The sequence below is a fragment of the Cohnella sp. GbtcB17 genome (assembly GCF_019091135.1).
Lineage (GTDB): Bacteria > Bacillota > Bacilli > Paenibacillales > Paenibacillaceae > Cohnella.
The window spans coordinates 14,082-27,195 of sequence record NZ_JAGXJW010000003.1 but is presented as its reverse complement, the minus strand read 5'-3'; the positions used below and the strand labels follow the sequence as shown (position 1 = coordinate 27,195).

The 13,114-nt window shown below is 49.9% G+C and carries 8 protein-coding genes; 7 read left to right on the top strand and 1 reads right to left on the bottom strand.

The annotated features are described in order from the left end of the window. Nucleotides 1–13 precede the first annotated feature (13 nt). On the bottom strand, nt 14–820 hold the full coding sequence (locus tag KVT38_RS01865) for an AraC family transcriptional regulator (protein WP_217591991.1): 807 nt from the start codon (nt 818–820) through the stop codon (nt 14–16). Between the two features lie 219 nt (nt 821–1,039). On the opposite strand from KVT38_RS01865, the gene KVT38_RS01860 reads away from it, so the two are divergent. The 7 genes from KVT38_RS01860 (at nt 1,040) to KVT38_RS01830 (ending at nt 13,114) form a co-directional block, all read left to right on the top strand. Continuing rightward, nucleotides 1,040–2,815, top strand: coding sequence for a sensor histidine kinase (locus KVT38_RS01860; protein WP_217591990.1), 1,776 nt, complete (start codon nt 1,040–1,042; stop codon nt 2,813–2,815). Then, a complete protein-coding gene (locus KVT38_RS01855) occupies nt 2,793–4,439 on the top strand; it encodes a response regulator transcription factor (protein ID WP_217591989.1) in 1,647 nt (548 codons plus the stop codon). The genes KVT38_RS01860 and KVT38_RS01855 overlap by 23 nt, the downstream gene beginning before the upstream one ends. Before the next feature lie 90 nt (nt 4,440–4,529). Next, nucleotides 4,530–6,230 carry a type 2 periplasmic-binding domain-containing protein gene (locus KVT38_RS01850; RefSeq protein ID WP_217591988.1) on the top strand — a complete coding sequence of 567 codons (1,701 nt, stop codon included), beginning with the start codon at nt 4,530–4,532 and terminating at the stop codon, nt 6,228–6,230. A 70-nt stretch (nt 6,231–6,300) separates the two neighbouring features. Next, complete coding sequence (locus KVT38_RS01845; protein WP_217591987.1) at nt 6,301–7,212, top strand: ABC transporter permease; 912 nt, start codon at nt 6,301–6,303, stop codon at nt 7,210–7,212. Between the two features lie 18 nt (nt 7,213–7,230). After that, a complete protein-coding gene (locus KVT38_RS01840; protein WP_217591986.1) occupies nt 7,231–8,115 on the top strand; it encodes a carbohydrate ABC transporter permease in 885 nt (294 codons plus the stop codon). Nucleotides 8,116–8,150: 35 nt separating this feature from the next. Further along, complete coding sequence (locus KVT38_RS01835) at nt 8,151–11,255, top strand: glycosyl hydrolase (protein ID WP_217591985.1); 3,105 nt, start codon at nt 8,151–8,153, stop codon at nt 11,253–11,255. A gap of 230 nt (nt 11,256–11,485) precedes the next feature. Further along, nucleotides 11,486–13,114, top strand: a complete 1,629-nt coding sequence (locus tag KVT38_RS01830; protein ID WP_217591984.1) for a response regulator — start codon at nt 11,486–11,488, stop codon at nt 13,112–13,114.

The window sequence follows — 13,114 nt, the reverse complement described above, 5'->3', positions numbered from 1 at the left end:
AAAATTGCTCTATTTATATGGATAACGCGTAAGTTTGAGGCGTCGCGCCTACGATTCTGGCGAAGGCTTTCGTAAAATGACTTTGATCATAGAATCCGGTGTCTACCGCTATTTCGGCAATGGGCCGCTGCTTTTTCAGCTCAATCTTGGCATGGTTAATGCGCAGCAGATTCTGATAGGCATGGGGAGGCAGATGCGTACTTTTCTTAAATAGCCGTATCAGATGATAACGGCCGACGCCGGTCTCCTGCTCCAATGTTTCAAGGGTGATCCGATCCTTATAATAGGCATGAATATATTCCTTGACCCGATTGACGTATTTCTGTTTCAATGCGCCATGCGGTTCGTGTACGATGTCGGATTCATGCTTAATGATGAGCATATGCATCAGTTCGATTAACGCCGTCTCAATCTCCAAGGAAGATTCATTGCGGACAAGAGAATCCATCGTTCGATTAAATAGTGTACGGCAAGCGTTGTTCTTCCCGTCCTCCAGCAAGAACGGAATTTGAAGATGATGAAGATGAGGAAGTTCAATATGTTCCAACCATTCCGGCTTAATGAACAGCATTCTGTATTTCCAGTCGGCATTCTCAGCAGGCTGACAAGCATGGAGCATGTGCGGCGGAAAGTTGATCATTCTCCCCGACTCTACGCGCCATAACATCCCTTCGCACCACGCCTGAGTCTCGCCTTCATCTATTAGACCGAGGGAATGTTCCTCATGGAAATGTTTCTGATAAGCCAAGTCACTCTTCCGACATCGCTTTGCTTCCAAGAAAGGCAATGCCTCGTCTCGATAAAATGTTACATCGGCCATCGGAACTGTACCCCTCCAAATGTGAATGAACATGGTTTCGCTACTCTATATGATACTCTTTATATCTCAAGATTGGGTCACAAACAATGGGATGTTTCGTTCATGATGAAGAAATAAATTCCACGGAATAGTTACATAAAAGTCGGTAAAATGACATTGAGGAAGCAGAGCCGAATCTTTAGAATGAGTCGACGAGCGGTCGACAAGGAGAATGTTTTTATGGAAAAACCAAAAAAATCAAAAAGTGCAAGGCGCCGATTTGGAAAATCCATTTACTCCAAACTAATCATCGCTTTTATTGTCGCCATGCTTCCTATTTATGTTCTCGCGATATTTTTGTACAGCTGGGGAACCTCGATGTTCAGACAAGATATTTTGAAATCAGCTCATACGCAGGCGTTTAACTATGTGAACGATCTTGGCCATACATTTAAACGCTTTAACACGCTGCAATACGAAACGATGAATGACGAAATGGTCATTCGGCTCATGAATGCTCACGATGTGCTCGAGCCTTATCGTCAAATCGAATTAATCAATTCCATTCGGTCCAAGTTATTTTCCATTAAAAACAGCAGCGATCTTATATCCGATGTTCGCGTATATATGCCGCAACTCAAGATTCAGATATCGGCTGTTGAAGGGTATAGCCAGTTGGAGCCGGATTTGATCTCGGCCAGCCTTATGCGCGCGCCTTACAAAGTCATTTTTGAACGCCATTCTTACCTGATTGAAGCTTATCCGCTCGAAGATATGTCCGGCAGCATTCCCGATCTTATCGTCGAGGTCGAACTGAATGAACGTGAGATGCGCCGCAGCATTGAAGCTGCTGTCGGCCGCGATTATACGGGAGCGATTATGCTCTCGATGTCCCAGGAAGGCAACATCGCTGTCATCTTGAATCCGGAGCTGACGGAATGGCTTAACAATCACATGGTTGTAGAGCTCCCTTCTAAAGCATCGATAACCGACAGTGTTTCTATAGATGGGAAACAGTATATCCATGTACGATCAGCCATATCTGAAACTGGACTTTTCTTAGATCAATATTTGTATAAAAATGACATGTTCCGATCCGTAACGGAGCGTGTCGTTTGGTTCTCGCTGTTTTTCGTGATCACATTTCTGGCGGTTGCTTTGTTTTTGTTTTACATCAATAAAGCGATTAATAAGCCGCTAGTCAGAATTGTTCGTGCATTTAGGCATGTGGAGGATGGCAACTTCGACTTCAATATTCGGCATGCCGTGGACGACGAGTTTGGCGACTTATACCAACGTTATAATGAGATGCTGGCAAAGTTAAAAACGTTAATTGAAGAGGTATATGACCAGCAGCTCCATCGACAAAACGCGGAACTCAAACAGTTGCAATCGCAAATCAATCCCCATTTCCTCTACAATTGTTTATTCAGCATTATTCGATTGATCAAAATGGACAAGCAAGAAGAAGCTGTAAAGTTTACCGATCAGCTGGCTCAGTATTTCAGGTTTATCACACGAAGCACGAGGGATACCGTTCCTTTGGAACAAGAAGCGGAACATGCCCGTAACTACGTGATGTTGCAGCTCGCCAGATTCTCCGATCGTGTATCCGTCGAGTACGATCAAGTGCCCGATACGCTTAAACCGATTAGCGTGCCGAGGTTAATCATGCAGCCTCTCGTCGAGAATGCTTTTGAACATGGTCTCGAAAGAGTAGATGCAGGCGGAATATTAAGGGTCCGCTTCAGCGTCAAACCAGACCGATTTATGATCATCGTAGAGGACAACGGAGAGGATGCCGATCAGCATCTCGCGCGTTTGAACGAGCTGCTGGCAGAGACGAATGAGTCTCGCGAAGTTACGGCCATCCTTAATATTCACCGCCGTCTTGCTTTTACTTTCGGAGCGGGCAGCGGAATTCAAGCAGAGAGAAGCGAACTAGGCGGTATTAAAGTTTCCATTATGATTGTGCCGGACAGGGGGGACTCGCATGTACAGGATGTTAATCGTTGATGATGAGAAACTGATCGTAGATGGACTATACGAACTGTTACTTGAATATGAAGGGGATCGCTTGAACTTATTAAAGGCCTCAAGCGCACGCGAAGCGCTGGAGGTGCTCGCAGACCGCAAGGTGGATATTCTCATGACGGATATACGGATGCCCAAAATGTCGGGCCTTGAACTGGGGGATGTCGTCCGTAAGAGTTGGCCGGATTGCCGTCTCATTTATTTGTCCGGTTACGATGACTTCGACTTTATTCATCATGCCGTAAAGAGCGGCGCGCAAAGTTACTTGCTCAAGTCGGAGGGCGACGAACGGATTCTGGAAACCGTCAGGCAGACGATCTCGGAGCTGGATAAACGGACAGAGATCCAATCGCTTCTAAAGCAAGCGAACGATTTGCGACGTCAGCATATCGCCCATCACCGTTCTTTGTATTTATCGGATCTGCTCATGGGGCTTTTGCCCGAGGAGGAATTAACGGAGATCGTCTCGGAAACGCTTGGTCTTGCCATCGATGTGTCTAAACCGATCCGACTGGCTTCCATTCGACTCGACGCGGACAGCAGCACGATCCGAATGAGAGATAAGGATATTCTGTTTGCCGCCGTCCTATCGGTATGCGGACAATATTTAGCGCCGCTCGTTCGATTCGAATCGGTCGTTATGAATCGCGAGGTCATTGTCCTGCTTTATCAGCCCATAGACGAAATGTACGTCTCTGAAGAAAGGCTGCTAGCCTTTATTGAAGGTGTCTTTGAGACGACGTCCGCGACTGCATTGAAGTCTACCGGGCATACGTTTTCTTTTGCGATTGGGGATAAGGCTTCTTCCCTGCGGGATGCAGCCGTTCAGTATGCGAAGCTAAACATGCTGTTTACACAGGTTTACGGCGAGAAACAAATAATCATTCGTGAACGCAACTTTCCGCATACGATAAGCACACCTATGCAATCGGACGCAGGCGCCAAAGTTGAAGTTTATCTAAAAAAGGTTTCGTTGCTGGATATGTATCTGGAGACAGGTCGGATTCAAGAAGTGATGCAGGTGTTGCAAGAATTTCGCATCCTCATCGCGCAGGCGCATGCTGAAGAACGCTATCAAGAACTGTACTATGCGACGGCCATACGCTACCTGACCGTGGTCAATAAATATGGATTAAATCGAGTTGCGATGATTCAGGAGCAGATGAATCGTTTGATGGAGCCCTCCGGGTTTAACACGCGCGACGAAGCCATTCATGCAATGGAGAGATTGGCCATACTGCTTGGAGACTATTATTCCTCCAATTCTTTAAAAATGCGCGAGGATGTGGTCGAAAAGCTCAAAGCTTTTATCGAGAGTCATTTATCAGAGGATTTATCGCTGACTAGGCTGGCTGAAGTGGTTCATTTTAATCCCGACTATATGTCTAAGCTGTTTAAACAATCCGAACAATGTACGATTACGGAATATATAAGCATGTTGAAAATTCGTCAAGCAAAAGTGTGGCTGGCGGATCCGGACATATTGGTTCAACAGATTGCCAAGGATCTGAATTTTACGACCGCGAGTTACTTTAGTAGATACTTTAAAAAGGAAACAGGCATGACGCCGCAAGAATTTCGTGCGAATCGTCCGTCGGAAAAGTGATAGCAATCTCGGAAGTTTGAAATAGATTCGAAGTAAGCGGTTTCGGTATGATGATTACGTAATCCAGTCAATGGCTATAGGGGGATTTAAATGACTAAGAAAATGAAGACCACTCCTGCGGTTTTGATTGCAAGTGTGCTCATGATGTCGGCATTGGCCGCTTGCGGAAATGACGGAAACGATGCAACCAACGCTTCGGCCGGTGCCGCACCTAGCGGCTCGGCGTCAGCATCCGCGTCCTCGGCAGCAACCGATCCCAATGCCAAATTCGATCCGCCGGTGGATGTTAAAGTAGGCGTCTTGGTCAATGATGCGATCGGGGATACCTTTACGGAAGAGGCTTGGGAAAATAGCGTCTGGATACAGGGATATCGCGATAAGCTTGGCATCAATGTCAAGCCGGAATGGTTCGTAAAAGGCGCAGATGCCGCAAAGCAAAAAGTAAGCGTCTCCATTGCTTCCGGTTCCATTCCTAACATCTTGGCTGTCACGAAAGAGCAGTTGGCGACGCTGTCCAAGACCGATCTTGTGTGGGATATGAAGGACGTATTCGATAAATACGCGACGCCGTTAACGAAGGAGATTATTACTGAAGAAGGCAACGCGGCACTGGATTCGGCGACGTTCGGCGGCAAGCTGCTGGCGATTCCCGGAACGAACTCTGCGATCGACGGTGCGCCGTTCCTGTGGGCCCGGCAGGATTGGCTAGACAAACTTAATCTTCAAGTGCCGAAAACGACGGATGAGCTCTACACCGTACTGAAAGCATTCGTTGAGCAAGATCCGGATGGCAACGGGAAAAAGGATACAATCGGGCTCTTGTTCAACAAGGATTTTCTGACCGCTGGCGTAGCGGAAGGCGTCGGCCTGTTTAACGCCTTTGATGCCTATCCGAAGGCTTGGATTCGGGATGCGAGCGGCAAACTGGTGTACGGAAGCGCGCAGCCGGAAGTCAAGGATGCACTGGTTTACTTGAACAAGCTTTACAAGGAAGGCTTGATTGAGAAGGACTTTGGCGCCAAGGACTCAAGCAAAGCTGCTGAAGCAGCTGCATCAGGCAAAGCCGGCATCAACATCGGCGCGATGTGGAACGGGATGTTCCCGCTGCAGCAGACCAAGGATAACTTTCCGGACTCCAACTGGCTCGCACATCCAATCGTATCCAAGGACGATCAGCCGGCCAACCCGCAAATTAAGCTGAACGTTGAGAATTATTATGTGGTCAGTAAGGAGTATGAGCATCCGGAAGTCCTGGTGAAGCTCATCAACTTCTGGACTGAACTCAATTATGGAAAGACGAGTCAAGAAGAGTTTGATAAATATTTAGGGGCGCCTCCTGCTCCGGGCCATCACTATGCGGTTGCGAAAGCCTGGAAAGCGAAGAAAAATCTGCAGGCGCATCTCAATATCAAAGAAGCCTTTAAAACGGGCGACGCCTCCAAGCTGAATGCAGAAGAGAAGGGCTACTACGATAATATCGTTAAATTTAAAAATGGAGACAATGCGAACGCGCAATACGAAAAAGTATTTGGAGAGACCGGTTCGTTCACTTCGATGGAAGGTTATGTGAACAACAACCTGTTTAAGATGGATGAATTCTACGGCGCTTCCACGGAGGCGATGAAAAATCGTCTGGCAACCATCGATCAAAACGTAATGGAGTACTTCACCAAAGTGATCATGGGTGCAGATACCGTGGATAACTTCGACAAGTTCGTTAGTCAGCTGAACAAGCTGGGGCTTGAAGATGTAACGAACGAAGTCAACGCGTGGGATACGGCCAAAAAATAAGCGGAAAGAAAGGGAAGGGGGATCACCGACCCCTTCCCTTGTTTTATCCGCGAACGGAGGGAACATACGGATGCAACCTAAACCCAATCGCATTCGCCGATTTAACGCAAGCGCTTATCATCTGATGCTGCTGCCGGCCGTTGTTCTGGTGCTTATCTACAGCTACGGTCCAATTGCAGGGATCGTCATCGCTTTTCAGGATTTCGTGCCTTCGCACGGCTGGTACGGATCGGAATGGATCGGGCTCGACAACTTCAAGTACGTGTTTAATATGCCGGATACGATGCAGGTGCTGAGCAATACCTTATTGCTTTCTGTAATGAAGATGATTGTAGGCATTTTATTTCCGCTAACACTGGCCATATTGCTCAGTGAGATCAAAAATGCTGCTTTCAAGCGAACCATTCAAACGGTTGTCTATATGCCGTATTTTCTATCATGGGTCATTTTGTCGGGTATATTAATCGATATTCTCTCCCCGACTGACGGTATCGTTAATCATGCGCTCAAACTATTCGGGATTGAACCGATTTATTTCCTGGGCGATGGACTCTGGTTCCGAATCGTGCTGGTCGCCTCGCATATTTGGAAGGAGCTTGGATTCGACACAATCGTCTATCTGGCAGCCATCCTGAATATCGACAAGTCGCTGAACGAAGCGGCGTCGCTCGACGGTGCCGGACACTGGAAGCAGATGTGGCATATTACGCTTCCGGGGATGCGTCCGATCATCGTCCTCTTAAGCGTACTGAGCTTGGGGAACATCCTGAATGCCGGCTTCGACCAGGTATTTAACCTCTACAGCCCGCAAGTCTACGACAGTGCGGATATTTTGGATACGTACGTGTACCGACTCGGAATGGAACAAATGCAATACGGCGTAGCGACTGCTGTCGGCCTGTTCAAATCCGTCGTATCGTTTATTTTTATCACCGTATCGTATTTCCTGGCTTATCGCCTCGCTAACTATCGCATTTTCTAACCTCGGGAGGAATGTTCCATGATTGAGAGACGCACGCCCTCCAGACGGCTGTTCGTATACAGCAATTACATCGTCTTAACGTTGTTCGCGGCGACCTGCCTGTTCCCTATTCTGCATATGGCCGCCATGTCGGTCAGCAGCAACTCGGCGGTCACGGCCGGTTGGGTAACGATTTGGCCTGTCGGGTTCAACCTGGATTCTTATAACTATATCGTTAAGAACCAAGCATTCTTGTCGTCCATCGTCGTGTCGTTCGAACGTCTGCTTCTTGGTGTAAGCTTGAGCCTGACCTTGACGATCCTGGCGGCGTATCCGTTGTCCAAGCCGAACCTGAAGTTCAGATCGCGCAGCGTCTATTCCTGGTTTTTTGTGGTGACGATGATTTTTAACGGAGGCCTGATTCCCGGCTTCATGGTCGTTAAAGAAACGGGCTTGATGGATTCGATCTGGGCGCTCATCCTGCCTACGGCCGTAAATGTTTACAATATCGTACTGATGCTTAATTTTTTTCGGACGCAGCCAGCCGAGCTTGAAGAATCGGCTCAGATTGACGGCGCAGGAATCTGGAGAACGCTATGGAGCATCTACTTGCCGATCTCAAAGCCTTCGCTGGCCACGATCGCGCTATTTACCATTATTTTTCATTGGAACGCCTGGTTTGACGGCTTGATTTTTATGAATTCGCCGTCTAATTATCCGCTGCAAACCTATTTGAGAACGGTCATCGTGTCGCACGATCTGACGAATATGAGCGCAAACGATATCACTCTTCTACAGAATATCTCGAGTCGTACCGTATTAGCCGCCCAGCTCTTCGTCTCCATGCTGCCTGTGCTTTGTATTTATCCGTTCTTGCAAAAATACTTTGTCAAAGGGCTTGTTCTGGGCAGCGTTAAGGGATAACGCCGGATTCTTTTCGATAAGGAATGATGGTAAACATGAACAAATCGGAATTACGCCAGCTATTTGAGCAACCCCCAGTGGCGTATCGGGGCGTGCCGTTCTGGTCGTGGAACGATCGTCTCCAGCAGGATGAACTGGATCGGCAGGTTAAAGGCTTCAAGGAACAAGGCATGGGCGGCTTTATGATGCACGTTCGCGAAGGCTTGGAGACGCCATATTTAAGCGACGAGTTCATGGCACGCATTAAGGACACTGTGGCTATGGCGAAGCAGGAGGGTCTCCACGCCTGGCTGTATGACGAGGATCGTTATTCGTCCGGTATGGGCGGCGGAGCGGTTCCCAAGCTTGGCGGAGACGATGTCCGTGCCAAAGCACTCACCTTAGAGATTTCTGAAAATGTAGCGTGGGATCAAACGATTGTCGTCGTATACAAGGCTGTCATCCATGAAGACCAAATAGAGCGCTTTGAGATCATTCGTCAACCCGATCTGGAAAAAGCTATTCAAGCAACGGAAAAACAAGCCTACTTGATTTTTCGGCGCGAAATGGCGGTGCCAAATGATTGGTGTCACGGAGATACGTATACCGACAATTTAAATCCCAGATCCGCTGCGCTTTTTATCGAGTCCACTTATGAAGTGTACAAAAAAGCCGTTGGAGACGAATTTGGAGGAACGGTACCCGGTATTTTCACGGATGAGCCCAGTATTAGAGGATTTGCCGAGAGGCAAGTAACGGATCGCGCATGGATCAGTTGGACGGACCGATTTCCTGAAGTTTTTCTCGAGGCGAATGGCTACGATTTTTGGAGCGTGCTTCCTTACCTTTTTTTCTTGGGAGAAAAGTCGGCGAAGACCCGTTTCGATTATTGGAAAACAGTCGCGGAATTATTCTGCGAAGCGTATACCAAACCGATCAGTCAATGGTGCCGCGAGAATGGGTTGCTCTTCAGTGGACATTTTCATTCCGAGAGCAGTTTGCTCGGATCGGTTCAGACGTCCGGGGCGGTTATGCCTCACTATCGATTTTTGGATGTTCCCGGAATAGATACGCTCTGTGAGCAAACGGATGAGAGTCTAACGGTCAAGCAGGTGTCGAGCGTAGCCAGACAATACGGAATGAAGAGGGTAATTACGGAAACGTATGGCGTTACAGGTTGGGAACTCACCTTTGAAAGCCGCCGATGGATAGGCGACTGGCAATTCGTGCTTGGCGTAAATCTGCTCACGCATCATCTGGCCCTATATTCTCTTAAAGGATGCCGAAAACGCGATTATCCGCCTTCCTTTAATTATAATTCCAACTGGTGGCCCCATAATCGCGTTATGGAAGATTACTTCGCAAGGCTAGGCGCAGTTCTAAGCCAAGGCGAAGCCGTTCGCGAGGTGCTGGTGCTGCATCCCCTAACGACCGTCTGGTCTATGTTGGGCGTCGATGTAAAAGGCAGAGGGGCGAACCAGGCCGGCAATATCGATCAGGCAAAGCAGTTTGATCGAACTTTTAACCAATTCACGGATCTGATGCTGGCTGCGCATTATGACTTCGATTTAGGAGACGAGCTCATACTAAGCGAGAGCGGCGATATAGTCGATGGAAGGCTGAAAGTAAACGCGGTATCTTATTCTGTTGTCATTATGCCTCCGATGAAAAATATGCTCTCCAGCACGGTCGGGCTGCTGCGCCGGTTCCTGATGGCAGGTGGCAGGGTCATCGCTGTGGGCGAGATGCCTGCGCTTGTGGATGGTTTGCCGTCGGACATCATGGCCTCCATCCAACAACTTGATGGCTTCGTCCATTTATCCAATGACAGCGAAGTGCTCCAGACGCTCGAACGACTGCTTCCTAGAGAAGTCAGCATTAAAAATGCCAATGGTCGGGAAGCTGAATCCTTCCTTTATATGCTGAGAGACTTGGACGATACGAGAATCTTGTTTGTCGTCAATAAAGACCGGCTGCATGGAGAGGAAGTCGAGATCGAGCTCAGAGGCGTCGGTCGCGTCGAACAATGGGACGTGCTCACAGGAGAAGTGCGTGAGGTCAATGCGATTGCTGAAGGGGCGTACATGAAGTACAAAACGAAGTTTGGGCCGGCAGACTCTAAACTTTATGTGCTGGATCTGAAGAGGGAGCCGACTCGCATCGATAAGGCAGCTGCAAGTCCAAGTTCGGCATCTCCCGGCCCCATTATTACTGCGCTTGGACCTGCGAGCCGGTTTACGCGTACAGCGCCCAATGTGCTCACATTAGATCGATGCAGATATCGTATCGGTGAAGGGAGCTGGCATGGAATAACTGATGTATGGCAAGCGCAAAGGGAGATTAGAGCCGAGTTAAATATGAGGCAAGTATTCGCCAACGGCGGATTGCAACGGCATTTATGGATTCATGAGCCGCATGAGAAGGATGGGACGCCGGTTACGCTCGAATTTGTATTTGAGGTTTGCGATTCGCCTGAAAAAGATGTGTTTGTGGTCATCGAGCAAGCGAATTTATTCGAGATTACTTTAAATGGCGACTTCGTTACGGAAGATCCGCAAGAATGGTTTATCGATCGCAGCTTCTTAAAAGTCAAGCTGCCTAAGCTTAAGTCTGGAACGAACGTTTTGACAATCGGCTGTTCCTACAACCACACGTTAGAGCTCGAAGACTGTTACTTAATCGGCGATTTTGGGGTATCCGTCGACCGTGTGATTGGCCAAGAACCGAATCGGTTGCGTTTTGGAGATTGGGGATTGCAGGGCTACCTCCACTATGCGGGCAGTATGGTCTATCACTTTGAGTATGTTAAAGAAGCTGAATTGGAAAGGGATGAATCCGTCCTTTTGGAACTCGGCTATTATCGGGCGGTTACCGTGGATATTCGAGTGAATGACCAGTTTGCAGGGCATGTCCCGTGGAAAGCGGCAAAGCGACTGGATATCGGTAAGTATCTGTCACTCGGACGAAACCGCATCGACATTGAAGTAGTCGGAAGCCTCCGAAATATGCTGGGACCGCTTCATCAGGCCGGAACGGCGTATGATTGGAAGGAATGGTGGGATTATCGCCGGACCGGGCTGGAGTATACGCCGGATTATGTAACGACTCCATACGGCCTCATGGGGCAGGTTCACCTTTATAAAACGAAAGAAAATGATTAAAAACGCGTATGCGCGGCCAATTCTCATTGGATCCCGTGCATACGCCTTTTTTTGCGATTCAGCAACAAGCGAAGCGCAGTGGTGCGGGTAATCGCCGGAATTTTCGACCACGATTAAGCTATTTTTCCTGTTGCCGTTACAAAAACGAACCGAAAGGCTAATGAAGAGAGACGGCAGCGCAGTTACATCGCATGCGAAAGGACTGTATGCATACCCATGAGTGACCGCATATGAAAAAATATCAGGATGCCCTGCAAGCTTCTGTCCGCGCGCAGTTGGAGAATTGGCTGGAAAGCACCGATGCATCGACTCCCCGGGACGAGGTCTACCGTTTTCTGCACACGGTCAGCGGCACATCCGGCACGATCGGCATGGCAGGCCTCTCCGAGACGGCGCGGTCGTTGATGGACGAATTGCGTCCGGAAGGCGGAGCGCCTTATCCGGTCGACGAGCTTCGCCGGTTTCTTCTTCCGCTCGCTGCGGCCGCATTCGGCGAGGACGAAGGCATCCTTGCAGAGGCTGCTCCGGCAGCCGAACAGCCCTTCGTCTCCATGCCTGAAGGCGAACAGCCCGTGGTGCTGCTGCTCGACGATGACGCCACCTTTCTCGTGTTCGTAAAAGACCAGCTGGAGAGCAGGGGATATATGGTGCTTGCCGCAACCACGCCGGCCCAAGCCATCGATTATTTGCACGATTACAGGCCCGACAGCCTGGTGTTCAACCTGCTCATGGAGGACGGTTCGGGCTTCGATCTTATTCTCGCGCTGCGGGATAAGCTGCGCCGGCAATTCATTCCGACGACGATCGTCAGTGCCGACAACCGCACGGAAACGCGAATCCAGGCTTACCGGCTCGGTGCGGACGATTTTGTCGCCAAACCGCTCCATATGCCTGAATTTCTGGCCGTACTGGAGCGGCAGCGGATGCGCAAGCAGCTGTTCGAGCGGTTGATGCGACATGACGAGTTGACGGGCGCCCTGAAACGGAACCTTGCGGAAGAAACGTTCCAGGACATGCGGAAAGCGTCGGAGGCAAGCGGTTCGACGCTCACGGTTGCCAAGCTCGACGTCGACGGGCTGCGCGCCATCAACCAGCGGTATGGCCCGCGTGCCGGCGACCGGGTGCTGGAGGCGGTCGTGCAGCATTTGAGAGAAACGCTTCCGGATCGTTATCCGATCGTTCGCTCCGGCGGCGATTCGTTTCTGCTTTTCCTTCCGGACATGACCGAGCGGCAGGCAAAGATGGCGCTTGAGCAAGCCGCAGCGGCTTTCGCCGCCATGGAATTCGAGGATGGCGGAACGGCCTTCGGCGCCTCATGGTCTGCCGGCGTCGTCGAAGCGGCAGACCCGGAGCAGCCGGCGCCCTATTGGTTCGACAAGGCGCAGGCTTCGCTCCGGGCCGCAAAGGAAGCTGGCGGTAAAGCCGTGCGGGCAAACACCGTCCAGAACGAGAAAAGCGCCCTTATTCCGCTGCGCATTGCGATCGTGGACGACGATCCGATTGTCCGCTCCATGCTGTCCGAGTATACCGCAACCTGTTTCCCGGAACAGGCCAAGCTCGACATTCGCGCCTATCGCGACGGCGAAACGTTTCTGGCCGACGCGTGGACGCGCAGCGAAGAGCGGTATTTTGTCATCCTGGACCGGATGATGCCGAGGATGGACGGCCTCGAGGTGCTGCAGCGGCTTCGCGGCTTCGGCAAGCCGGGCCAATATACGGTACTGATGCTGACCGGCAAGAAAGGCGAAGCCGACGTCGTCAAGGCGCTTCAGCTCGGTGCCGACGATTACATGACGAAGCCGTTCAGCATCCGCGAGCTTGAGGCCCGCATTCGCAAATTGGCTCGCAGGGTGGGCTGA

What these genes read in the sequence shown, in the direction of transcription:
- KVT38_RS01865 (WP_217591991.1), bottom strand. Translation starts at nt 820, where the DNA reads ATGGCCGATGTAACATTTTATCGAGACGAGGCATTGCCTTTCTTGGAA.
- KVT38_RS01860 (WP_217591990.1), top strand. Translation starts at nt 1,040, where the DNA reads ATGGAAAAACCAAAAAAATCAAAAAGTGCAAGGCGCCGATTTGGAAAA.
- KVT38_RS01855 (WP_217591989.1), top strand. Translation starts at nt 2,793, where the DNA reads ATGTACAGGATGTTAATCGTTGATGATGAGAAACTGATCGTAGATGGA.
- KVT38_RS01850 (WP_217591988.1), top strand. Translation starts at nt 4,530, where the DNA reads ATGACTAAGAAAATGAAGACCACTCCTGCGGTTTTGATTGCAAGTGTG.
- KVT38_RS01845 (WP_217591987.1), top strand. Translation starts at nt 6,301, where the DNA reads ATGCAACCTAAACCCAATCGCATTCGCCGATTTAACGCAAGCGCTTAT.
- KVT38_RS01840 (WP_217591986.1), top strand. Translation starts at nt 7,231, where the DNA reads ATGATTGAGAGACGCACGCCCTCCAGACGGCTGTTCGTATACAGCAAT.
- KVT38_RS01835 (WP_217591985.1), top strand. Translation starts at nt 8,151, where the DNA reads ATGAACAAATCGGAATTACGCCAGCTATTTGAGCAACCCCCAGTGGCG.
- KVT38_RS01830 (WP_217591984.1), top strand. Translation starts at nt 11,486, where the DNA reads ATGAAAAAATATCAGGATGCCCTGCAAGCTTCTGTCCGCGCGCAGTTG.